Annotated in this window: 25 protein-coding genes; 17 read left to right on the forward strand and 8 right to left on the reverse strand. The window is 59.5% G+C overall.

The window, feature by feature from the left end; all coding sequences use genetic code 11:
- Positions 1-70 precede the first annotated feature (70 nt).
- The 4 genes from Q7U39_13345 (at position 71) to Q7U39_13360 (ending at position 2,201) form a co-directional block, all read left to right on the forward strand.
- Positions 71-694, forward strand: coding sequence for a DUF5343 domain-containing protein (locus tag Q7U39_13345; protein ID MDO9118936.1), 624 nt, complete (start codon positions 71-73; stop codon positions 692-694).
- On the forward strand, positions 694-1,206 hold the full coding sequence (locus Q7U39_13350; protein ID MDO9118937.1) for a DUF4145 domain-containing protein: 513 nt from the start codon (positions 694-696) through the stop codon (positions 1,204-1,206). Before Q7U39_13345 ends, Q7U39_13350 begins: the two co-directional genes overlap by 1 nt.
- Before the next feature lie 89 nt (positions 1,207-1,295).
- The gene (locus Q7U39_13355) at positions 1,296-1,685 is read left to right on the forward strand and encodes a hypothetical protein (GenBank protein ID MDO9118938.1); all 390 of its coding nucleotides are present in this window, start codon (positions 1,296-1,298) and stop codon (positions 1,683-1,685) included.
- 195 nt (positions 1,686-1,880) lie between these two features.
- Positions 1,881-2,201, forward strand: a complete 321-nt coding sequence (locus tag Q7U39_13360; protein ID MDO9118939.1) for a HigA family addiction module antitoxin — start codon at positions 1,881-1,883, stop codon at positions 2,199-2,201.
- A gap of 30 nt (positions 2,202-2,231) precedes the next feature.
- Here the strand turns inward: Q7U39_13360 and Q7U39_13365 are convergent, their stop codons facing one another.
- Positions 2,232-3,365, reverse strand: coding sequence for a lipocalin-like domain-containing protein (locus Q7U39_13365; protein MDO9118940.1), 1,134 nt, complete (start codon positions 3,363-3,365; stop codon positions 2,232-2,234).
- A gap of 163 nt (positions 3,366-3,528) precedes the next feature.
- Here Q7U39_13365 and Q7U39_13370 point away from each other — a divergent pair, with 163 nt between their 5' ends.
- The 4 genes from Q7U39_13370 (at position 3,529) to Q7U39_13385 (ending at position 6,945) form a co-directional block, all read left to right on the forward strand.
- The gene (locus Q7U39_13370) at positions 3,529-4,218 is read left to right on the forward strand and encodes an LON peptidase substrate-binding domain-containing protein (protein MDO9118941.1); all 690 of its coding nucleotides are present in this window, start codon (positions 3,529-3,531) and stop codon (positions 4,216-4,218) included.
- A complete protein-coding gene (locus tag Q7U39_13375; protein MDO9118942.1) occupies positions 4,218-5,189 on the forward strand; it encodes an ATP-binding cassette domain-containing protein in 972 nt (323 codons plus the stop codon). Before Q7U39_13370 ends, Q7U39_13375 begins: the two co-directional genes overlap by 1 nt.
- 88 nt (positions 5,190-5,277) lie before the next feature.
- Positions 5,278-6,057 carry an ABC transporter permease gene (locus Q7U39_13380; GenBank protein MDO9118943.1) on the forward strand — a complete coding sequence of 260 codons (780 nt, stop codon included), beginning with the start codon at positions 5,278-5,280 and terminating at the stop codon, positions 6,055-6,057.
- A gap of 27 nt (positions 6,058-6,084) precedes the next feature.
- A complete protein-coding gene (locus Q7U39_13385) occupies positions 6,085-6,945 on the forward strand; it encodes a transglutaminase-like domain-containing protein (protein ID MDO9118944.1) in 861 nt (286 codons plus the stop codon).
- A 34-nt stretch (positions 6,946-6,979) separates the two neighbouring features.
- On the opposite strand, the gene Q7U39_13390 is transcribed toward Q7U39_13385, so the two are convergent.
- Positions 6,980-7,735, reverse strand: a complete 756-nt coding sequence (locus Q7U39_13390; protein MDO9118945.1) for an MBL fold metallo-hydrolase — start codon at positions 7,733-7,735, stop codon at positions 6,980-6,982.
- Positions 7,736-7,737: 2 nt separating this feature from the next.
- On the reverse strand, positions 7,738-8,262 hold the full coding sequence (locus Q7U39_13395; protein ID MDO9118946.1) for a MarR family transcriptional regulator: 525 nt from the start codon (positions 8,260-8,262) through the stop codon (positions 7,738-7,740).
- Between the two features lie 55 nt (positions 8,263-8,317).
- On the opposite strand from Q7U39_13395, the gene Q7U39_13400 reads away from it, so the two are divergent.
- Complete coding sequence (locus tag Q7U39_13400; protein ID MDO9118947.1) at positions 8,318-8,956, forward strand: HEAT repeat domain-containing protein; 639 nt, start codon at positions 8,318-8,320, stop codon at positions 8,954-8,956.
- Here the strand turns inward: Q7U39_13400 and Q7U39_13405 are convergent.
- Positions 8,943-9,797, reverse strand: coding sequence for a metallophosphoesterase (locus tag Q7U39_13405; protein ID MDO9118948.1), 855 nt, complete (start codon positions 9,795-9,797; stop codon positions 8,943-8,945). The two genes, Q7U39_13400 and Q7U39_13405, sit on opposite strands and share 14 nt — an antisense overlap.
- Before the next feature lie 2 nt (positions 9,798-9,799).
- Positions 9,800-10,477 (reverse strand): hypothetical protein, encoded by a 678-nt coding sequence (locus tag Q7U39_13410; protein ID MDO9118949.1) that lies wholly within the window; start codon positions 10,475-10,477, stop codon positions 9,800-9,802.
- A gap of 81 nt (positions 10,478-10,558) precedes the next feature.
- Here Q7U39_13410 and Q7U39_13415 point away from each other — a divergent pair, with 81 nt between their 5' ends.
- From Q7U39_13415 to Q7U39_13425, 3 genes are all read left to right on the forward strand, one after another.
- Positions 10,559-11,602 carry a tRNA pseudouridine(13) synthase TruD gene (locus Q7U39_13415; GenBank protein MDO9118950.1) on the forward strand — a complete coding sequence of 348 codons (1,044 nt, stop codon included), beginning with the start codon at positions 10,559-10,561 and terminating at the stop codon, positions 11,600-11,602.
- A 97-nt stretch (positions 11,603-11,699) separates the two neighbouring features.
- Positions 11,700-12,944 carry a TIGR00300 family protein gene (locus tag Q7U39_13420; protein ID MDO9118951.1) on the forward strand — a complete coding sequence of 415 codons (1,245 nt, stop codon included), beginning with the start codon at positions 11,700-11,702 and terminating at the stop codon, positions 12,942-12,944.
- Positions 12,941-13,741 (forward strand): arginine deiminase-related protein, encoded by an 801-nt coding sequence (locus Q7U39_13425; GenBank protein MDO9118952.1) that lies wholly within the window; start codon positions 12,941-12,943, stop codon positions 13,739-13,741. Before Q7U39_13420 ends, Q7U39_13425 begins: the two co-directional genes overlap by 4 nt.
- A gap of 16 nt (positions 13,742-13,757) precedes the next feature.
- On the opposite strand, the gene Q7U39_13430 is transcribed toward Q7U39_13425, so the two are convergent.
- Positions 13,758-14,126, reverse strand: coding sequence for a zinc ribbon domain-containing protein (locus tag Q7U39_13430; GenBank protein ID MDO9118953.1), 369 nt, complete (start codon positions 14,124-14,126; stop codon positions 13,758-13,760).
- 135 nt (positions 14,127-14,261) lie between these two features.
- Positions 14,262-14,993 carry an OmpW family outer membrane protein gene (locus Q7U39_13435; protein ID MDO9118954.1) on the reverse strand — a complete coding sequence of 244 codons (732 nt, stop codon included), beginning with the start codon at positions 14,991-14,993 and terminating at the stop codon, positions 14,262-14,264.
- Between the two features lie 263 nt (positions 14,994-15,256).
- Between Q7U39_13435 and Q7U39_13440 the strand changes: the two genes are divergently transcribed.
- On the forward strand, positions 15,257-16,276 hold the full coding sequence (locus Q7U39_13440; GenBank protein ID MDO9118955.1) for an NAD(P)H-dependent glycerol-3-phosphate dehydrogenase: 1,020 nt from the start codon (positions 15,257-15,259) through the stop codon (positions 16,274-16,276).
- Complete coding sequence (gene larB / locus Q7U39_13445) at positions 16,273-17,046, forward strand: nickel pincer cofactor biosynthesis protein LarB (protein MDO9118956.1); 774 nt, start codon at positions 16,273-16,275, stop codon at positions 17,044-17,046. Before Q7U39_13440 ends, larB begins: the two co-directional genes overlap by 4 nt.
- Here the strand turns inward: larB and Q7U39_13450 are convergent.
- The gene (locus Q7U39_13450) at positions 17,039-17,518 is read right to left on the reverse strand and encodes a hypothetical protein (protein ID MDO9118957.1); all 480 of its coding nucleotides are present in this window, start codon (positions 17,516-17,518) and stop codon (positions 17,039-17,041) included. The genes larB and Q7U39_13450 overlap by 8 nt on opposite strands.
- Before the next feature lie 373 nt (positions 17,519-17,891).
- Between Q7U39_13450 and larC the strand changes: the two genes are divergently transcribed.
- The 3 genes from larC to pdxA are packed head-to-tail and all read left to right on the forward strand — an operon-like array spanning position 17,892 to position 21,137.
- Positions 17,892-19,103, forward strand: a complete 1,212-nt coding sequence (gene larC, locus Q7U39_13455; GenBank protein ID MDO9118958.1) for a nickel pincer cofactor biosynthesis protein LarC — start codon at positions 17,892-17,894, stop codon at positions 19,101-19,103.
- Positions 19,100-20,104, forward strand: coding sequence for a hypothetical protein (locus tag Q7U39_13460; GenBank protein ID MDO9118959.1), 1,005 nt, complete (start codon positions 19,100-19,102; stop codon positions 20,102-20,104). The genes larC and Q7U39_13460 overlap by 4 nt, the downstream gene beginning before the upstream one ends.
- Positions 20,094-21,137: a 4-hydroxythreonine-4-phosphate dehydrogenase PdxA gene (gene pdxA / locus Q7U39_13465; protein MDO9118960.1), complete on the forward strand. Its 1,044-nt coding sequence runs from the start codon at positions 20,094-20,096 to the stop codon at positions 21,135-21,137. Before Q7U39_13460 ends, pdxA begins: the two co-directional genes overlap by 11 nt.
- Positions 21,138-21,142: the final 5 nt, after the last annotated feature.

Here is a 21,142-nt window from a genome sequence, read left to right on the forward strand (position 1 = left end):
GGATCAGCCTAAACATTGTTGGACGGCAACTTGCACAAGCAGAAAAGTATCACGAGGAGGAGAACCAAAGATGGCTGATTTCATTTACACAACCGTCCCGGGGAAAATAAAACAGCTACTCCAGAAAATCAGAGAAGTCGGCGTGCCCCAAAAAGCTACCGTACAATGGCTTAAAGCCGTTGGCTTTAAATCTAGTAACGATGCATCGTTGCTTGGCGTCCTGAAGTTTATCGGCTTTATTGACTCAAGCAGCGTCCCCAGTTCGAAGTGGGCTCAATACAGAGGCGCAAACCACAAGGTTGTACTTGGAGAGGCACTTCGCGAGGGTTACGCGGACCTATTCGCTGTCTATCCAGACGCAAACCAACGAAGCCAAAGTGATATCGATCATGTTTTCAGCACAAGCTCATCGGGTGGAAAGCAGGTCATCGCAAAGACAGTGAGCACCTTCAAAGCACTTGCGGAACAGGCAGAATTTTCGCCAGTAAATGAACAGACCGACCTTCGCATGCCCTCTGGTCCTCTCCATACGCCGGCGGTTCAACCCCCAGGTGGGGCCGGCCGCAGTTCGTTTGGGCCTGCATTACATATCGATGTTCAGATTCATATATCGCCAGAGGCTTCGGCGGACCAAATAGATCAAATCTTCGCAAGCATGTCTAAGCATCTTTATGGTTCAAAGAAGCCTGAATAATGGCAGGCGCACGTAATATATTCTCGGTTGCGAAAGCGATCCAAGCGGATGTCGCAAAAGAGCTGGGGCCGCCAGAAGAAGGGCTGCGCTCCTCCACGCAATGCGTGATCCCGCTGTCTGTTGTACGTGGGACACGCGGATACATCGAACGCGTAGCCAACCAAATCAATGGGGCTTACGAAAATGGTTGGTATGACGCATGCGCAGTTATGATTCGCCGCGTTCTAGAAACGCTGATTATCGAAGCCTACGAACATTACAACCTTGCAGCGAGCATAAAAAACGCGGCGGGCGACTTTTTCTATTTAAGGGATCTCATCGACAAATGCCTTCAAGAAACTGCTTGGAACCTGAGTCGGAATTGTAGACAGGCAATGCCGAAACTTAAGGACATTGGCGACAAGTCGGCACATAGTCGAAGATACAACGCTCATAGGGGCGATATCGATCCACTGTTGTTGGATATTAGATTGGTCGTGCAGGAGTTTGTTTACCTTGCAGGGCTCAAGTAAGCCGCCCAACAAGGCGCTCCAGCCGACGTCGGCGCTAACGCGCCGCCGCGTCTGAGCTTGGTCGTTAGGCGTGACTGGTAGTGCGGCTTATGCTTCACCCCAATCAATTTAAGGTCAACGATGCTTGGATTGCCTTTCGGCTCAATGATGCGGCTATTGTCACGGAACGAGACGGCGACTTTGATTGCATAGCCTTGATGGACGCGGCGAGTTGCTGCATTCTCGGTATGGAAATGTATTCCGCCCGTGCCAAGGGTCCGTCCGCGCAAGAGTCGCGCCGCTTGCTGCAGAAGGCGCACGGTCGCGAAGGCAAATTTCCGCAAAGACTGTTCGTTGCAGAAGGACAAGTTGCAGATGCGCTGTGTCAGGAAGCAGCTCGCCTCACAATCGAGGTTGTCACTGTTCCGGAGGATGAACTGCTCGTGTTTATCGGCGAAGCACGTGACGGGTTCAAAGAACGTTTTGGGAGAACACAGTGACGTCTAGCCATGCGCTGGAGCGGCGGGGGATCGGGTACAGTGCGGTTGTGAAGAAGTGTGAGGTGATCGGAAGCTCACCGAAAATCATAATGTCTCCATTTCTGGCCCCGAGTGAACGATCAGTTCCGCCTCTGTTTTCGTTGGACGGACACCGGGGCGGAAGATGTTGAGATTGTAGACTATCATTGAGCGAGGATGACGATGCGCAAACTGAAGCCGGTCACGCCTGGCGAGCTCTTGTTGGAAGAATTCCTCAAGCCCATGGAGCTGAGCCGGTACCGGCTGGCGAAGGAAATCGGTGTTCCGGCACAGCGCATTGGCGATATTGTGGCCGGCAGCCGCTCAATTACGGCCGACACCGACTTGCGCCTGTGCCGATTCTTCGGCCTTTCGAACGGGTATTGGTTGCGAGCTCAGGCGGCCTATGACATGGAAGTCGCAGAACGAGCGTTAGGTTCGAAGCTCTCAAAAATCAAGCCATGGTCTGGATCAAAAGGGTTGAAGGTTGCATCCTGATTTCAGCCGTAGCAGTTACCCTCTCGCTCCCTACAGCTTCTGTTTGATCCGTTCTGCATACCCCGTCAGTTCGACATAGCCTTGGCCTTTGATTGCTTGGTCATGCTCGGTTCCCTCCACCGCGACTGCTCCTTCCCAATACGTCACTTGCGTGCTGCGTGTCGTGCGCAATTCCTGATCGGCCAGGAGCGGGGTCAGGTTCAACGACAGCCCGAGTGAGGGAATAGAAACCTGCCAGCGGTGGGGATAGGTGGCCTTGCTGGTTGGACTGGTCCAGGTATCAAGCGGGGTCAGTTGGATATCGGAGGCTGAGAGATGCTGCGTGCGACCATCTGCCAAGACGAGCGTCCCGCTGGAGGCTGCGTCCGAAGTTCCGTCGGTATGACGGAGGCGATAGACCATGAGTTCCCGATTGTCGGCGAGTTGGATGCTGAACCAATCCCACCCGGCGAGATCCGCGCCCAAGTCCGCCGAGCCGAACTCGTGGTCCATCCAACTGGTGCCGGTGACGCGGAAAGTCTCGTTGCCGATGCTCAGAGTCCCGGACGTCGTGAGATTGGTAAAAGAATAGTAGTGTGACGCTTGCCCCGCTGCCGCTCCCTTTTTGCTGATGCCTCGCTCGCCATGGATAACCAGCGGTTTAGCGGGATCGAGCGTCAGCGCGAGCGCCACTCCATCGGCCTTGGCCTCGAGCTTCTGCTGGTCGCTGGTTCCACCGGGTGACTCTGCGCGCCAGTGATCGAGCCAGACGTGCAGATGGGTGGCATCGGCTCCGGCCTTGCCTAACCCGGCGCGGCTGATACGGTCGCGAAAGTGAAAGCGTTGGCCCGTGACGTCCGTGACGGCTAGATGGGCCAGATAGAGTTGATCCACCGACCAGCGGGAGGGGCGCGTCTCGACTTGATCGGGCGCGATGCCGCGACGAAAGAAGGTGAGCTCAAATCCGAATCGCCGGCCCTCTGCAGTCTCCAGGTGACCGGTGTAGTACCACCATTCGGTGCGGAAGGCATCGTGTGCGCCGTGATCGCGCGGGAACTCGTACCGATAGCCTTCTTGCGCCAGGCGAAAGGAGATGTCGGCAGGATCGGCCGCGGGTGCCACCGATCCGCCGGTGGCTAAGACCCATGCCAGTCCAATCACGAGACGAGCAGCTAGCGATGTCATTGCACACCAGGCCAGGATGATTATTTCGCCCACCGGCTTATAGCACGCGTGGATTCATGTGCACAAATCGCCTGTATTGGTGAGGCGATTGGCAATGTGTTGCGGGGCAGTCGCGCAGGCGCTCGGCGTTGACAATTTTCACAACTCTCGGCTATCGTGAGCCATGCAAATTGATCGCGAGCGCGACCAACCCACGAGCGATCCCTACGACAACGCCGTCCCGTTCATCATCCCGGAACGTGTCCCAGTGTTTGCGTTGCCCAACGTGGTCTTTTTCCCGAAGACCTATCTGCCGCTCCATATTTTCGAGCCGCGCTATCGGCAGATGGTGGCAGACGCCGCGGCGGGCGGACAGTGCGTGGCCATGGCGCTGCTGAAGGAGGGCTGGGAGGAGGATTACTACGGTCATCCCGCGATCTATCCGATCGGCTGTGTGGGGCGTCTCCTCAGTGTGGAGTCATTGCCGGACGGTCGGTCGAATATCCTGCTCCAGGGGTTGGAGCGGTACGAAATTCAAGAAGAGTTTTTCGAGAAGCCCTATCGGGAGGCCAGGGTGGTCCTGAAGAAGGCGGCCGTCGAGCCGTCGCTGGCTCCGGAAGTGCGCCAGGCCCTGATGAAGGTGTTGGAGAAATATCTGCGCGCGCGCGAAGATGCGGCGACGTGGGAAGGATTGTTCCGCGACGATGTGAAAGACGAAGTCCTCGTCAATACGCTCTCGACGTATTTGGACTGCACACCATTGGAAAAACAATTTCTCATAGAAGCCGAAGGTCTCCACCAGCGGGCGCGTCGTCTGAGCGACCTGATCCAGTTCATGGTGCATGATCAACAAGGCGCGAAGGGTTGGGGGTAATGGACCGGACAATTGCGATTGATGTGAATCGGCTCTGCAAGACCTACGACGGCCATAAAGCGGTCGACGATCTTTCTTTCCAGGTGTATGCGGGCGAAATCTTCGGCCTGCTGGGGCCCAACGGCGCCGGCAAAAGTACGACGCTGCGCACGCTCATTACGCTGCTGCATCCCACCTCCGGCACTGCGACGGTGCTCGGGCACGATACGGTGCGTGAGGCGGATCTGGTGCGGACGCTGTTCGGCTACGTGCCGCAAGAGCGGGCCATCGATCGATTCCTCACCGGGCGCGAGCATCTCGAATTGCTCGGGGCGCTCTACCATCTGACGAAAGAAGAAGCCACGAAGCGGATCGCCGAACTCCTCAAACTGGTCGAACTCGAAGAGCACGCGGACCGGCCGGCCAAGACCTATTCGGGCGGCATGAAGCGGAAGCTCGATATCGCCTGCGGCCTGTTGCCGAATCCGAAGATTCTCTTTTTGGACGAGCCGACGTTGGGGTTGGATGTGCAGAGCCGGCTGCGGATCTGGGACTATATCCGGATGCTCAAGGCCCGCGGCATGACCGTGGTCATGACGACCAATTATCTTGATGAGGCCGATCAATTGTGCGATCGCCTGGCGATCATCGATTGCGGCAAGGTCAAGACGATCGGTTCGCCGGCCGAGCTGAAAGTGGCGCTCGGCGGCGACATCGTGTCGCTCACGATCAAGGAAACCGCGCGGCTTGGCGCCTTGGCTTCCGCTCTCAAGGGGCAGCCCGCCATTCGCACGGTGAATACGACAGCCACCGGCCTCGACATTCGCGTGGAATCCGCTGAAAAAGCCCTTCCGGCCATCTTAGAGGCGGCGAACAAACTGGAATGCCGCCTCGATTTTATTGACTATCACCGTCCCCGGTTGGACGATGTCTTTATCGCCCATACGGGCCGTTCTTTACGAGACGCGGCGCCTGCGGAAGAACCAGCGTAGCAGGGATGCCGTTTGTAATAATGGATTGTCAGTTCATTGGAACTGAAGACGCGTTGAATAGTATTTTGAGTACTTACTAGGGAGATACATGGCGCACTATTGGCAAGAAATCGGGGCTCTGACGATGCGATGGGTTCGCCGTCTGAGCCGGGAAAAATTCAGCATGCTCTTCACGCTGGTGCAGCCGATGCTGTTCTGGCTGATCTTCTTCGGCAATCTGTTTCAGCGCGCGGCGGATGTGCAGGTGACCCAGGCGCCCAATTACATCAGCTTCCTCGCGGCCGGTGTGGTCGTGATGACGGTGCTGAATAACGGGTTGGCCGGCGGCGTCGATCTGCTGTTCGACAAGGAAAACGGATTTCTCGAACGGTTGATGTCCGCGCCGATTCACCGGAGCTCGGTCATTCTGAGCCGGTTTATCTTCGTGATGACGATCACGTCTCTGCAAGTCTTGGTGATCCTCGGTATCGCGTTTCTCTTCGGCGTGCATCCGGCCACGGGATTGCTCGGCGTGGGCATGATCCTCTTGATCGGCATGTTGTTCGGTGTGGGGCTGACAGCCATCTCGATGGCGATGGCCTTTTCGGTGAAGAGTCACGGCGACTTTTTCTCGGTCCTCGGATTCCTCTCGCTCCCGATGATTTTCCTCAGCTCGGCGCTGGTGCCGCTGACGGCCATGCCGACCTGGATGAGTGTTCTGGCGCAATTCAACCCCATGACCTGGGCGATCGACGCCGTGCGGCCTCTGATTCTCACCAATTGGAGCGATGCCCTGCCGCATGTGGGCATGGCGATCGTCGTCATGGTCATTTTTGATGCGCTGTGCTTGTATGGCGGAGCCAAAGCGTTCCGCCGGGCGATGGGCTAGTTGGCTGCGACCCGCGTGAGTACCCCCATGGTGATTCCAGAGAGTCAAATACGCGCCCTCATCCGGCTGTTGTCCGATGAGGATGCACGCATTGTCGAGACCATCAGCGATAAGCTGATCGATATCGGTCCGTCGGCGGTACCGCTGCTTCAGGAAGCCGAGATCGAGCAGCCGGAGATGGCGGATCGCATCGCGACGATTCTGGAAGAGATTCGTTGGGGTAAGCTCGAGGACGAAATGCGGGCCATGGCCGCGGGCCCTGACGCGACCATGAGTCTGGAACAGGGGGCGTTTCTCATTGCCCGGTACACGTACCCCCTGCTCGATACGGCGGAGTACGGGCGGCTGCTCGATACGATGGCGCAGGAAGTCCGGGAACGGATCGGCCCGCGCGCATCCGGTGAAGAAACGGTCAATGCGTTGAACCGCTACGTGTTCACCGAGCAGGGCTTCAAGGGCAACACCAAGAACTATTACGAAGTCGAGAACAGCTATCTGAATCGCGTGATCGATCGGCGGGTAGGGATTCCCATCAGCTTGTCGGTGGTCTATCTCCTCATCGGGCAGCGCCTGGGTCTGCCGCTGCATGGCATCGGGATGCCGGGCCATTTTTTGGTGAAGTACGAGTCGGACCGCTACAAGATTTTCATCGATTGCTTCAACGGCGGAGCGCTGTTGACGGAAAAGAATTGCGCCCGGTTCTTAACGGAAGCCGGGTATGGATTCGATGACAAGTATCTGCAGCACAGCCAGGTTCGCGGCATCCTCTCCCGCATGGTGAAGAATCTTCTGGCGATCTATTCCAAGATGGATGAGCCGGTGAAGACGGCGCGGTTTACCACGCTGATCGAAATTCTCGGCGGGGAGCCCCGCGAAGAGGGCTTGTAGTCCGGCTGGTTTCTTTTTCCGCAGCCTGCTCCCCTCAGAGTCGAATCGTCAGCAGATCTTTCCCCTTCATCACGGTCCCGCGAAAATTCTCCGCTGCCTGAGCTTTCACGTCGGCGCGATCTGCGGGCGGATAGAAATGCGATAGCACCAGTCGATCCACGCCGGCCTCTTCCGCCACCTGGCCGCATTCCCCCGCATGCATGTGCACCGGCCCCGGCTTCGTCGCCGGGAACGAACAGTCCAGCACGGCCACGTCGGCTTCACGGCACAGGCGTACCAAGCTGTCGCAGTATTGCGCATCGCCTGAGTAGACCAGCGTCTTGTTCTTGTGCTCGATCCGATATCCCACGCTATTCAGATCCGGGACATGCACGACCCGACGGGGAGTAATGAGCGTCTCACCGATCCAAAAGGCTCGGTCCGTCACTTCTTTCAGATGTACTCGGAACGGCGGATCGGAAAAGCTGGGGAAGGTGGCCATGATGCTGCGGAACAGCGTTTTCGCCCCGCGCGGGCCGATCAGGGTGAGGTCGGGGCGCCACCCGCCGCCATGCTTGGTATAGATCACCGCGTCAAAGTAGAAGGTGATGAAATCAGAAAAGTGGTCGGCGTGAAAATGAGAGAAGAGGATATGCGTGATGCGATGGCGATCGATGCCGGTTTTCAGGAGATTGGACAGTGTCCTGGGGCCGAAGTCCAACAGCATGGTCTGGTCGGTACGGACGAGATAGCCGGCGGCGGCCCTGGTCGGGTGAACATTCGTGCCAGAGCCGAGAATGGTCAGCCGCATGTCTAGGAAGTTCCTCGCTTGAAGCTGTCACGAAGGCGGAGGAGCAGCCGCCGCGCGTCGTCGACCTCTTTCGGGCTCAATGCCCGTTCGAAAAACGGTTTCAGAAACGCGATATGGGCTGCGTAAGTTTTGCGGAAGACGCCGTCGCCCTTCTCGGTGAGTTGAATCCTGATTTGACGGCGATCGCTGTCGACGGACTCACGGCGAATCAATCCCTTGGCCGCCAGCCGGTCGAGCACGCCGGTGAGTGTCCCCTTGGTCACAAGCGTTCTGGCCGATAACTCAGAGCAGGTCATGCCATCCGTATCTCCCAACGTCGCAATGACGTCGAACTGGGACGGCGTCAGCTTCAACGATCGGATATGGCGGTTATCGGCGAGCCAAAACGCCTGGTAGGCTTCTACCAACGGTCTGACCAGCTTGAGATGGGGGTCGTCTTTCAGATCGGGAAGTTCCATGGCCGGAGCATATTCTGCCGCGGTCATGGGGTCAAGAGACGACGGGTTGATGTGAGTGTTTGCGTGCATGGCAGGGGGATCTTTCATTGACGGCGCGAGGGATGCGCCCGTATGATCCGCTCCCATGTTGCGACGCGCTGACCAGGGCCAGGCCAATCTGAGCGCCATTGTCATCCTCCTAGGGGTCGTCATTACCTCGGTGTGGGTGTGGAAACGGCTGTCACTGGAATCGCAGGAATACGTGATCGACCAGGCGATTCCGCTGGCCGCTGCGGTGCTCGGCATCGGCGTGCTGGTGATGGTGGTTATTAAGAAGATCCGTCGGCGGGTGCAGCAAACCCGCAAACGGGATCGCTTGCTTGCGGCCTTTCTGCGGGAAACCGTTCGCGACAAGAAACTTGAGCTGTCATTCGCCCTGGCGGAAGTGAACGGGTATCGGGTGAACGGGCTTGAATCGGTGGCCCCGGCGCTCAAAGAGCTCTGGGTGAGCACGTTGCGCCGCGCGGTCGGGGAGAAGCAACATCGCATTCGCGGGATGGCCGCCAGTCACTTGGGGGTGCTGCAGGACCGTTCGATCGTTCCGTTGTTACTCGCCGCGCTCGAAGACGATCATGCCTATGTCCGGTCCTGCGCGGCCTTGGGATTGGGCCGCCTGCGCGCCTCCGAGGCCCGGGGAAAACTTGAAGAAGTGATGAAGGAAGATTGGGATCAGACCACGCGCAGTCGCGCCAAAGAAGCGCTGGAACGACTCACGCCGCCATAATGGCCGGAGCGGCTGATTCGACGGTCCACTGGATCAGGGCGATCTCCGGCCGGCAGTTCCACCGCAGCGGGAGAAACGACCAGCCGAGTCCTCGATTGACATACAGCCGCTGGCCGCCCTTCTCGTGGTGCCCGGCAATCCGGCCATTGCAGCCTGGCGGCAGCCAGATGGTCGGAATTCCTGGAATTCTCCACTGCCCTCCGTGGCTGTGTCCGCACAAAATCAGGTTGGCGTGATGCTGCGGTTCCATTTGATCGAGGATATTCGGGGCGTGCGCGAGCAGCAGCGTAAACCGATGCTGTGCTTGGGCAGGTAGGCATCGGAGATCGGCCCGGTGCAGCGACGGATCATCCACCCCGACAAGGGCCAGTTCGCCGCCGTTCGTGTGAATCGTCGCCGACTCGTTGATGAGCAGCGTGATCCGATGCCGCTCCGCCCAGTGGCGGAACTGTTCGACGGGAACGCCGCTGTAGTGGTCATGATTGCCCAGCGTGATATAAACCGGGGCAATGGTGCGCAGTTGCGCGAGAAATCGAAACAGGTGAGGCAGGCCCTCCGGGACATTCAACAGGTCGCCGGTAATGAAAATCCAGTCCGGCTCCAATCCTTTGACTTCGTCGGCGATCAGATCGTGGCGGGGCTGGTGGCGGTCGAGATGGAGATCGCTCAGATGGACGGCCCGGTGGCCGGCCAGCACCCGATGAGGAAAGGTCAGACGGGTGACGGCATGTTCCGACAAGCCGATTTCGCACTGTGGAAACAGGCTGAAGAGGCGATAGAAGGGTTCGCTCAGGCAGGTGCCGACAAACGCCCGGGCACGATCGGGCCACGAATGGCTCACCCTCATTTGGTGACTCGGTCAAGTTCGGCCCGGTCGGCCGGTGAGACTCGATAGCCTTTTTCGTACAGCTGGGCCATGCCGGTCATCAGGTGTTCCAGATCTCGCATGCGATACCAGTCATCGAAGCGCCCGGCGAGCGAGGCCGCCTGTGCGCCGGGAGAGCGGCTGGAATCGAACGTGAGGGCCAAGGCCGGGAAAATATCCTGGAGCTCCTCCAGGCTGTAACGGCCATCGTCGTTGCGATCGCCCACGAGGGCGTACTCATAGAACGTCAGGCTGACGGATAGCGATGTTTGCGTGCGGTGAAAGTCCTGGCGGACCGAGTCTAGCCCGCGCGGATAGGCTCGCAGACATTCCTCCTTACTCGGAGGCTGGAGAACCAGATCCAAGCGAATGGGCTGGGCGAGCGGGGGCGCCGAGGGCTGTTTGTCTTGATGATAGAACCAGTTGGTGCAGCCGCTGGCTTGCGCGAAGGCCGTTTTGTCCAGCTCGATTTGCCGTTGAATATGTTGCGTGAATTGGCGGAAGACGTCGGATGGTTTCCCCGGCCGATCAGATTCGGCTGAGACGGAAAGGGGAAGCAAGCCTGCCAAGCATGTACAGGCGACTGCGATGAGCAGCGGCATCGCCGGGATGTTTCCGGTATGATCGGGCGGGCTTGGCTGGACGCGCTTCAACATAATTCAATATACCATGGGCCTTGGTCTTCCCCGAAGCAAGTGTCGAGATTTATCCATGACGCAACCATCGGATGGTGAAGAGTGAATATACAAGCCGAGCCGTTTCTTACCGCCTCAATCCCCGGCATCGGCGGGGTGATGCGGGCGACCCACGAGGATTTTCAAGTCGAAGAGCGTCCGTTGTATCTCCCGTGCGGAGACGGCGAGCATCTGTATCTGAGCGTGACCAAGCGCGGATTGTCGACGCCGGATCTGGTGAAGAACTTTTCGTCGGTGTTGGGTGTGAAAGCGCAGGCGATCGGGGTCGCCGGATTGAAAGATGCGCGCGCGGTGACGACCCAGATGGTCTCGGTCCAGGGTGTCGATCAAGACCGGATCTCCCGGCTGGCGATCGACGAGCAGGTGCTAAAGGTGGAGGTGCTGGGACGGCACCGCAATCGTTTGCGGACCGGCCATCATGCGGGGAACCGGTTTCGCCTGGTGGTTCGTGATGTGGCCTCGCATGCGGCAGAGTCGGTGCCGGCCATCCTCGCCGAGCTGGGACGCCGCGGCGTCCCGAATTACTTCGGTCCGCAGCGCCAGGGAAAACGCGGGGACAACCATGAAGTCGGCGCCGCCTTGCTGCAAGATGCCCGTCGACGCGAGAAGATGAGTCGGGCCAAACGGATGTGGTATTTGAACACGTACCAGTCCTATCTCTTCAATCTTATTCTGGCCAGGCGTATCGATCGGATCGATCAGGTGGCCGTCGGCGATTGGGCGATGAAGTCGCAGAACGGCGCCTGTTTTTTAGTCGAGGATGCGGAGAAAGAACAGATTCGCGCCGACTGTTTCGAGATCAGTCCGACAGGCATCTTGTTCGGCTCACGCGTGTCCTGGGCCGAAGGAGAGCCGGGCGTGATCGAACAAGCGGTCGTGGCTGAGGCGGGCACGACGCAGGAGGCGTTGGTTGCGGCAGCCAAAGACTGTGGTTTTCGCGGTGAACGACGGGCCCTGCGTGTTCCGCTGGCTGAATTGGAGTGGGCGCTCGACGGGACGGCACTCACCCTCACGTTTGCGCTGCCCCCTGGCGCCTACGCGACGAGTGTTTTGCGAGAGGTCATGAAACCGTCCGCCGGCCTTTGAGCGACCCTGGTCGATCCTTCCTCGAACCCTCCCGGCTCTCCTGCCGATTCCGGTCTGGGGGGTGGTAGAATTAGGACATAGCAGCGGGGAGCGTTGGATGACGACGGTTCAAGAAACGATCGTCCTGCGTGGCCACATTATCGATTCACTGATCCTGGCGAAGGTTCTGGATCTGATTCTGATGATGGGAGGTTCGTTTGACCTCGATCAGGTCGAGATCGGCCGCACCCGGGAGGATCAGTCGCAGGCGCAGATTATCGTACGGGCGCCGACGCTCGCCACGCTGAACCATATCCTGCACGCGATTCAACCGCACGGCGCCGTGGTCGAGCGCGACTCCGACTGCATTCTGCAGCCGGCCCCAGCCGACGGCGTATTCCCCGACGAGTTTTATTCCACCACCCATTTGCCGACCGAAGTGCGCCTGAACGGCACATGGCTCGAGGTCCAAAGGGTCGAGATGGACCTGGGCATTGCCGTAGATCAGCAACAGATGACTGCCAGAACAGTTCCGATGGCCGATGTCCGTAAGGGAGATCGGATCGTTACCGGGCAGGCCGGCGTGCGCGTCATTCCGATGCAGCGGCCTCGCGAGCGCGATGTCTTTGCCTTCATGGAGTCCACGGTCTCCCCCGAACGTCCGCATAGCCACGTTATTGCCGATGTAGCCCGGCGGATGCAGCTGATTCGCGACGAGCGGCGAGCGGGAAGCGGGCAGGCCAAGGTCCTGCTGGCCGGAGGGCCTGCGATCATTCATGCCGGCGGGCGGGATGCGCTGACGTGGTTGATCGAGGAAGGATTCATCCACGTGTTGTTCTGCGGCAATGCCTTGGCGGCGCACGATATGGAAGCCGATCTCTACGGAACCTCGTTAGGTTACGCGTTGACTGTCGGGCATGCGGTTCCGCACGGGCATGCGCATCATCTGCGAACCATCAACCGGATTCGAGCGATCGGCAGCATTCGGGGCGCCGTCGAATCCGGCGTGATCAAGCGCGGGATCATGGCGGCCTGCATCAGGGCCGGGGTTCACCTGGTGATGGCCGGCACGATCAGAGACGATGGCCCATTGCCCGGGGTCATCACCGATTCGATGCAAGCGCAAGCGGCCATGCGGGAGGCGATTCCGGGAGTCGGGCTGGCGCTCCTGGTCGCCTCCACGCTGCATGCGGTGGCTACCGGTAATCTGCTGCCCGCCGCCGCGCCGACCGTCTGTGTCGACATCAATGCGTCGGTTCCCACGAAGCTCGCCGATCGAGGCAGTTTTCAAGCCGTCGGCCTGGTGATGGATGCGGCCTCTTTTCTCAACGAACTGGCCAGGCAGCTGGGGAGGTCCCTGTGAGCCGGCTGTTAGTCTGTCCTCCGGACTATTTCGACATCGAGTATGAGATCAATCCCTGGATGCGGCGTTCAAACACGGTCGATCATGTCAGTGCCGTCACGCAGTGGCACGGTCTCATGCATGTTCTCGAGTGGGAAGTTGGCGCCGTGCTGGAGCGGATGCGTCCGGTGCCGGGGTTGCCGGACTTGGTGTTTACCGCCAATGCCGGTGTGGTCGTCGGCCGACGGGCGGTCGTCAGCCGGTTTCGCTATCCCGAGCGCCAACGGGAGGAAGCCTATTTCGAGGATTGGTTTCGCAGTGCCGGCTATGACGTGGTGACGTTGGAGCCCGAGTTCTTTTTCGAAGGTGCCGGGGACCTGCTGGGATTTTCCGATTGCTGGTTCGGAGGCTATCGCCAGCGATCGGACATACGGGTGTTCCCGCTGCTCAGCGACGTCTTTACGCGTGAGATCATTCCCCTGGAACTCGTCGACGGACGGTTTTACCATCTCGATACGTGCTTCTGCCCTCTGTCAGGCGGCGAGCTGCTCTACTTTCCGGCGGCGTTCGATACGGATGGACAGGAGGTCATCATAGAGCGGGTGCCCGAAGGGGCTCGTTTCGTTGTCCCTGAAAGCGAAGCGTTGAGATTTGCGTGCAATGCGGTGTGTGCGGGGAAACATGTGGTGTTGCCTGCAGGATGTTCCGAGACGGAACGGCAGCTCCAGTCCCGTGGATATCGAACGCACTCTCTGCCGCTGGACGAATTTATGAAGTCCGGCGGGTCGGCGAAGTGTTTGACGCTCGCGCTCGACTGACTGCACCGCCGATATGTTATCGCTTTCTGAAAAAGAAGGCGGCATAGAGGCCTGCAATCGTCACGGTGGTCAGCTCGATGGTGAGCAACATGCGGCTGACGATCGCCTCGGAGGTCGGCGGGGAGAGGACACTGTGAAAGCCGAGGAATTCCGGAGGCTGACTCGGCGGGGTTTCCCAGGGAGGGAGCAACACGGCGACGATCAATGTGCCGACCATGCCATAGAGCACATTCAGATTCAATTGCTCCGGGGTTGTCGGCGGAGGGGTCGGGGCCTGGGACTGGACCGGCGAGGATGATGCGGTCGCCGCGAGTCGTTGTCCGCACTGGGTGCAGAAGCGATTGATCTCCGGCAGCGACTGGTGACAACTTGGACAAGTCTGCATACCCTGCATACTACGGCGAATCGGAGTTCTGCGTAAACCCGCGGGGCAAAGTATTTACGGGAGTAGGAAATAGTATCGGATGTGTGTGCCGAAGGTATGTGCCGCGCTGCCGGTTCATGGCAGCGCGACGATGGCCTAGAAGTGGTAGTTGAGACCGAACGCGATAAAGTGCGGATTATAGTCAGCTTTGAATCCGAATCCGCCGGTACTGTTTCCGTCAAAGTTGAAACTAGCTCGACTATGTTTCCACTCGCCGAACGCGCTGAGATGCCGAGTAATGTAATATTCGAGGCCGGCTTTTGTGTTGAACCCGATGCTCGTTGAACTCTGAGAACCTTCGAATCCCGTTGCCGTTGTTTTGACGTTGGCCATAAAGACGCCCATCCCGATTCCTAGATAGGGTTGCAATCTGGTCTTATGGTAGCGAAACATGAGATTGATGGGAACAAACGCGCGAACTCGAAAATAGTCTCCGGAAAGCGTGCCTTCCACGGTCCCTCCCGCGACTGGGCCAAAATCTTTCAGGGTGGCGCCGTTGGGGATTGTGATTCGGGTGTTCTGCTGTTTGATATGCGGAGTCGTCTGAAAAAACTCCGACTCGATACCAAACCAGCGAGCCCGCGGGAAATAGTAACCCACTTTCACCCCGATGAGGGCCGAACTCGCGAGTTCCCGGTCGGACATGGTTCCTGGCGGCGAGAAGTCCGTCAGCTCGACACCCTTGAGTGTGTTGCCTGCGAGTGTGGTTCCGATCTGTCCCCCGATGTAGGCTTCGGGATACGCGTAGGGCGTGGCGATAAGAAAGGACAAGAGGCCTGCCAAGAGGGCTCCTCCAAAGGTGTGTTTCGTATGCATTTGTTGCGTCATGGGCTTCCTCCGGCTACGTCTGCTCGTGTTCTATCCTATGTCTCTAGGGCCTTCCCGCGAAGGGTTTTCTCGAATTCGTCCACAGAGGGAGCAAGGCATGTGCCATCGTTCCTCGGGGGTCTAACGCTTCGGTTGCCCCTGGCTTGACAGATCTGAGAGCGCCGTTCCGTTCGTTGACTCCTAGCCAGGGGCTTCCTATAATCCGCGCCGCTTGGTTGAGCGGTCTGTCGCGGCTTCCATTTTCACCATTGGATTGATCCGGAATGCAGGAGATCAGATCACTCGGAGTCATTGGAGCCGGTGCTTGGGGGACCGCTCTGGCCAAACACCTGGCCGAGAAGGGGCTGGAGGTTCGCCTCTGGGCCTATGAACGCGATGTGGTCGATTCCATCAACGCGACACAGGAGAATCGAGTCTTTCTCCCGGGTGTTGCGCTCCCCCGGACGCTGACCGCGACTACGTCTCTGGCCGAGGCGATCGAGCAGCGTGACGGTGTTCTGTTTGTGGTCCCGTCCCATGTGACGAGACAGGTCCTGCGCAATCTGGCTTCCTGCCTGTCGCGTCCGATTCCGCTCATCAGTGCGACCAAAGGAGTGGAGGAAGACAGCTCAAAGCTGATGACCCAGGTCATGGACGAGGTGCTCCCGGAATCCATGGAGCAATATCTAATGGCACTATCCGGGCCGAGCTTCGCCAGCGAACTCAGCGCCGGGAAGCCGACGGCGGTTTGTCTGGCCGGGCGAGACGCCCAGCTGGTAGCGCGGTTTCAAACTGCCTTGATGACACCGGCTTTGCGGGTCTACGCCGATACCGATCTCATCGGATTGCAACTCGGCGGGGCGTTGAAGAATGTCATGGCGCTGGCCGCCGGAGTGGTCGACGGGTTGGACCTGGGGCACAATGCGCGCGCGGCTCTGATTACCCGCGGGCTCGCGGAGATCGTGCGATTGGGCGTGGCGATGGGGGCCGATCCGCGGACACTATATGGGCTCTCCGGTGTGGGCGATCTGGTATTGACCTGCACCGGTTCGCTCAGCCGGAACCATATGGTTGGGGTGCGATTGGGCCAGGGCGAATCCCTCGATGCTATTTTGGGTGGGATGCAGGCCGTGGCGGAAGGGGTCCGCACGGCTCGGGCGGCGCTGGGTTTGGCGCGGCGGCATCAGGTCGACATGCCGATTACGCAGGAGATCAATGCCGTGCTGTTCGAAGGAAAGTCCTGCCGGAAGGCGGTGAGTGATCTGATGGAGCGGGATGCGAAGCCGGAGAAAGGGCGGATATGAGTCCGGAGGGGATTGAGCAACTGTTAACGGATGTACGAACCGGTCGGGTGACCGTTGCACGCGCGGTCCAGCGGTTGCGCAGCCTGCCGTTCGAAAACCTCGGCTTTGCCTCGCTGGATCATCATCGGTCGCTCCGTCAGGGCTTTCCTGAAGTGCTGTTGTGCGAAGGCAAGACGGCGAAGCAGTCGGTCGCCATTGCCCGCGCGCTGATCAAGAAGGGCGGGCCGTTTCTGGCAACCCGGGCCGAGCCGTCCGTCGCCAAAGCCATCATGAAACTTGATCGCCGTGCCCGCTATCATGCCGATGCGCGCATCGTGGCGATCAACAGCAAGCCTGCGCGGCGTGCAGGGCATATTCTTGTTCTGACCGCCGGGACCGCGGACGTGCCGGTGGCCGAGGAGGCGCGAGTGACGGCAGAGGTGATGGGCAGTCACGTCGAAACGCTGTACGACGTGGGCGTCGCGGGACTGCATCGGTTGTTAGGCCGGAAGGATCGGCTCTTTGAAGCGCGCGTGGCAATCGTGGTGGCCGGGATGGATGGCGTGTTGCCAAGCGTGGTTGGAGGGTTGGTCGACTGTCCTGTCGTGGCGGTGCCGACGAGCCGGGGATACGGCGCAAGCTTCGGTGGCCTGGCCGCGTTGCTCACGATGCTGAATTCCTGCGCGGCCGGTGTCGGAGTAATGAATATCGATAACGGATTCGGGGCGGGGTGCCTCGCCCATCGTATCAATCTGATGGGCAACTCCCCTCGTCTGCCGGCAGCTACTTGACGGTCAGTTCCCCGCGTTTAGGCCAGGCCACCATCATGGTGCGCAGCCCTTTCTCACTGTTCGCCAGCAACTTAATGCGGACTTCGTACGCATAGGCTCCCGGGCCAGCCAGTTGCTTCCGATGATCTTTCCCGTCCCAGGACAGGCGAATCGGAAGCGTCGTTCGTGCTTCGCCGGGCTTGGTTGATTGCGGCTGAAGTGCCTGGCGATGCGTCAGAAAGCGCAACGATGTTTTCGAGGGGGAACTGATCAGGGAGGAAACTTCAAGGACGGTCGCGCCGTTCAGCTCTTTCGGGAGCTGGACGTTCACGGAGAATTCCAAGAGCCCGTTGCCTGCCTCATAGGGCGTCGGCGCGATGTGCAAGTCCAGAATTTTGAGTTCCGGTTCCGGGCGCGGGACACGCGGGGGCTTTGTCTTGGCAAAGCCGTCGAGGGGAGCCAGCATGACGAGGCCGACGATGCAGCTCAGCATCAGGCCCGTCGTCGCGAAGCGCCCTTCGCGTCCTGGTGCCCGGCGGTCTCGCAAGGCTGGTTGTGCGCTGTCGGAAGTGTGTGAGTGGAAGGCGGCGGACTCAGAACAGTTGTTTATCATATACGGGGGATAACATAGGCTCTGGGGGCTGTCAATGAAAGACCGCCAGGGTGCTCGAAAAGACCGCCCGCGTTGTTCCCCGCCTTTGCAGAAACGCTTCGCACGGGCAGGTCGCGTCGCGCGGAAGCCCGAGATACCGGAGCGTACGACTCATCTCTTCGCTTGCTGCGGCAACCCGAATGTAGCGATTGCCGTTGTGCGGCGCCTTGGGTAAGATGTGCGGCTTGTGACGATGTGTCGATAAGGAGCGGGAGTGGGACGACGATTGCATTTCGATTGTTTCTCGGGCGTGAGCGGCGACATGGTGCTCGGCGCCCTGGTCGATGTCGGGCTCTCGCTGGCCACGCTGCGCACCGAACTCAAACGACTCAAGTTGACCGGATATCGTCTTGAACAGCGGCAAGTGCATCGTGGCGCATTGCATGCGACCAAGATCACGGTTGCGATCCAACGCGGATTCGATCGCCCGCTCACGCTTTCCCGCATTCAAAAGATTCTGGCCGCCAGCACGTTGCCGGCGGTCGTGAAAGAGCAGAGCCGGACGGTGTTCGACCATCTTGCGGCAGCCGAAGGGCTGGCCCATCGAGTCGCCACGCGCGATGTCCATTTTCATGAAGTCGGCGTCATCGATTCGTTTATCGATGTTGTCGGGGGAGTGTTGGGCTGTCATCTGCTCGGGGTCACGACGGTCACGGCTTCGGCGGTGAATGTCGGTGCCGGGACGATTCGAACGGCTCACGGGTTGCTCCCGGTTCCCGGACCGGCAGTCGCCGCGCTTGCGAAGGGCATTCCCATCTATTCTGAAGGGCCGCGCTGTGAGTTGGCGACCCCGACCGGGATGGCGCTGCTGCGTACGTTGGCGGCTTCGTTCGGGTCGATGCCTGTGCTCGAGTCCGCGCAAGTCGGGTATGGTGCCGGAGACGCTGATCCTGAGGGGTGGCCTAATGCGCTCCGGGTCTTTCTGGCCGATGAGACCGGGTCAAGCGGGCGGCCGACCGATCGAGTGGTGCAGATCGAAACGAATCTCGACGATCTCAATCCCCAAGCCTACGAACATGTGATGGCGCAGTTGTTTGCCGTCGGAGCGCTCGATGTGGCCTTGATCCCCGTCATTATGAAACGCAGCCGGCCCGGCGTCATCCTGAGTTGTCTCGCGCCGCGCGAACATACCGATGCGGTGATGGAAGTGGTGTTGCAGGAAACCACCGCGCTGGGTGTCCGGATTCAGGAGCTCGACCGGCAGGTGCTCCCGCGGCGGTTCATGACGGTGAAAGTGACGGGTGGATCGGTGCGGATGAAAATCGGTGAGGTCGGAGCCGGGTGGGAAAAAGCGGCACCGGAATATGTCGATTGTCAGAAGATTGCGGTTCGGATCGGACGCCCGTTGAAAGATGTCATGGATGAAGCGCGCGTCGCGTACTCTCGGGTGGCGCCGCGGAAGGGAAAGAAGGGGGCACGTTCGTGACCCTGCTCTTCTACGTGGCGCTGTTTCTTGTGTCGGTGGCCGTCACGTTGGGTGGCTGCGGCTTATTCACCAATGCCATCGAGTGGTTGGGGAAGCGGCTCGGAATCTCCGAAGGCGCGGTGGGCAGTATCTTCGCGGCGATCGGAACCACGCTGCCGGAAACATCGATTCCTGTCATCGCGATCTTTTTCGGGAAGAGCCAGCAGGAAGCGGAAGTCGGTTTGGGCGCGATTCTCGGGGCTCCCTTCATGCTCAGCACGCTGGTGTTGCCGATTCTCGCCCTGCTGCTGATCCTGTTCGCCCGCGCCGGCAAGCGGTCGGCGCAGTTCCATTTGAACTACGGCGAGGTCAGGACGGATCTGACGTTCTTCACGATCGGGTACGCCGTCGCGCTGGGCTGTGTGTTTATTCCATCCCATGCGGTTCATGTCGCCGCCGCCGTCGGGCTCATGAGTCTCTATGTCTACTACATGAAGATTAAATTCAGTGCCGAAGACGAAGAGGGCGGCGATGGTTCGCTGGAGCCGTTGTTGTTTGCCAAGCAGGCCACGACACCATCCTATATGATGATCGGGCTGCAGGCCGTCGCAGGTCTCGGCGGGTTGATTGCGGGAGCCCATCTATTCGTGACCGCCGCGGAAACTGTGGCTGCGACTTTTTCCATCTCCCCGCTGATCCTGGCGTTGTTGATCGCGCCTTTGGCGACGGAATTACCGGAAATGTCGAACAGCTTCCTCTGGCTCTATCGGAAGAAAGATCGTCTGGCAATCGGGAATGTGACCGGGGCCATGGTGTTCCAAGGAACCTTTCCCGTTTCAGTGGGGTTGATCGGAACCGAATGGGCCCTGGCGCCTTCGGCGATGCTCACGATGGTGTTGGCCGTGGTCGCAGCAGGCCTCTGCCTGCTTCAAATTCTCGTCGGCGGCCGATGGCAACCCTTGTTGCTGGGCGCCGGCGCCATCCTGTATGTGGGGTATACGGTGTATCTCTATGCCTTCTAAACGTTCAGTCAGCACGCGACCGTCATTGCCCCTCCTCGGGATCACGATGGGCGATCCCGCCGGGATCGGACCGGAGGTGATCGCCAAAGCGCTGGCGGGCCGGGAGGTGCAGCGCCTCTGTTTGCCGCTGGTCATCGGGTCTGTGACGGTCATGGAGCGGACGGTCAAGAAGTTACGGCTCAAGCTGAATGTGGTGCCGGTCCATGGCCACGATCCTGTTCCGCTAAAGGGGAATACGGTGGCGGTGCTGGATCCGATGGAGAGGCCGCTGAAAAAATTTACCGCGGGCGTGGCGGCGGCGGAAACCGGCGCGGCGTCTGTCGAGTTCATCAAGAAAGCCGTGCATCTGGCGGCAATCGGCTGCATCGACGGCATCGTCACGGCGCCGATCAATAAAGAAGCCATCAATATGGCGGGCTGTCACTACCCTGGCCATACCGAATTGCTGGCCGATCTGACCCACGCCAAAGAGTCCGGCATGATGATCGTCGGCGGTCCGCTCCGCATCATGTTCGTCACCACGCATGTGGCGATCAGGGATTTGTCCAAGCTCCTGACTCAGGCGAAGATCGAGAAGGCGATTCGCCTCGCCCATCAGGCGCTCACTACTCTCTATGGCATCAAGAAGCCCAGAATCGGAGTCGCCGCCTTGAATCCCCATGCCGGTGAACATGGGCTCTTCGGCAATGAGGAAGCCCGGGTGATCCTCCCGGCCGCCCGTGCCGCGCAGGCGCAGGGAATTCTGGCCAGCGACCCGCAGCCGGCCGATACGCTCTTCGGCAAAGCGGTCAAGGGGCAGTATGACGGCATCGTGGCGATGTATCATGATCAGGGCTTGATCCCGTTGAAGCTCGTGGCGTTCGGGACCTGCGTGAATCTGACGGTCGGACTCCCGATCATCCGCACCTCCGTCGATCACGGCACGGCGTTCGATATCGTCGGGAAAGGCGTGGCCGATCCCGGCAGTCTATTGGAAGCGATCACGCTGGCCGCCAGGATTGCCCAGAGTCGCGCGATGGCGCGCGTGAAATAGGAAGG

This window comes from Nitrospira sp. (genome assembly GCA_030653545.1).
Taxonomy (GTDB): Bacteria; Nitrospirota; Nitrospiria; order Nitrospirales; family Nitrospiraceae; genus Nitrospira_D.

Bases quoted from the DNA above. Each gene is read 5' to 3' on its own strand.
- Q7U39_13430 (MDO9118953.1), bottom strand. From the start codon at position 14,126: ATGCAGACTTGTCCAAGTTGTCACCAGTCGCTGCCGGAGATCAATCGC.
- Q7U39_13390 (MDO9118945.1), bottom strand. From the start codon at position 7,735: ATGCGGCTGACCATTCTCGGCTCTGGCACGAATGTTCACCCGACCAGG.
- pdxA (MDO9118960.1), top strand. From the start codon at position 20,094: ATGCCTTCTAAACGTTCAGTCAGCACGCGACCGTCATTGCCCCTCCTC.
- Q7U39_13410 (MDO9118949.1), bottom strand. From the start codon at position 10,477: ATGTTGAAGCGCGTCCAGCCAAGCCCGCCCGATCATACCGGAAACATC.
- Q7U39_13435 (MDO9118954.1), bottom strand. From the start codon at position 14,993: ATGACGCAACAAATGCATACGAAACACACCTTTGGAGGAGCCCTCTTG.
- Q7U39_13360 (MDO9118939.1), top strand. From the start codon at position 1,881: ATGACGATGCGCAAACTGAAGCCGGTCACGCCTGGCGAGCTCTTGTTG.
- Q7U39_13355 (MDO9118938.1), top strand. From the start codon at position 1,296: ATGCTTCACCCCAATCAATTTAAGGTCAACGATGCTTGGATTGCCTTT.
- Q7U39_13365 (MDO9118940.1), bottom strand. From the start codon at position 3,365: ATGACATCGCTAGCTGCTCGTCTCGTGATTGGACTGGCATGGGTCTTA.
- larB (MDO9118956.1), top strand. From the start codon at position 16,273: ATGAGTCCGGAGGGGATTGAGCAACTGTTAACGGATGTACGAACCGGT.
- Q7U39_13450 (MDO9118957.1), bottom strand. From the start codon at position 17,518: ATGCTGAGCTGCATCGTCGGCCTCGTCATGCTGGCTCCCCTCGACGGC.
- Q7U39_13370 (MDO9118941.1), top strand. From the start codon at position 3,529: ATGCAAATTGATCGCGAGCGCGACCAACCCACGAGCGATCCCTACGAC.
- Q7U39_13350 (MDO9118937.1), top strand. From the start codon at position 694: ATGGCAGGCGCACGTAATATATTCTCGGTTGCGAAAGCGATCCAAGCG.
- Q7U39_13380 (MDO9118943.1), top strand. From the start codon at position 5,278: ATGGCGCACTATTGGCAAGAAATCGGGGCTCTGACGATGCGATGGGTT.
- Q7U39_13400 (MDO9118947.1), top strand. From the start codon at position 8,318: ATGTTGCGACGCGCTGACCAGGGCCAGGCCAATCTGAGCGCCATTGTC.
- Q7U39_13345 (MDO9118936.1), top strand. From the start codon at position 71: ATGGCTGATTTCATTTACACAACCGTCCCGGGGAAAATAAAACAGCTA.
- Q7U39_13375 (MDO9118942.1), top strand. From the start codon at position 4,218: ATGGACCGGACAATTGCGATTGATGTGAATCGGCTCTGCAAGACCTAC.
- Q7U39_13420 (MDO9118951.1), top strand. From the start codon at position 11,700: ATGACGACGGTTCAAGAAACGATCGTCCTGCGTGGCCACATTATCGAT.
- Q7U39_13440 (MDO9118955.1), top strand. From the start codon at position 15,257: ATGCAGGAGATCAGATCACTCGGAGTCATTGGAGCCGGTGCTTGGGGG.
- Q7U39_13395 (MDO9118946.1), bottom strand. From the start codon at position 8,262: ATGCACGCAAACACTCACATCAACCCGTCGTCTCTTGACCCCATGACC.
- Q7U39_13385 (MDO9118944.1), top strand. From the start codon at position 6,085: ATGGTGATTCCAGAGAGTCAAATACGCGCCCTCATCCGGCTGTTGTCC.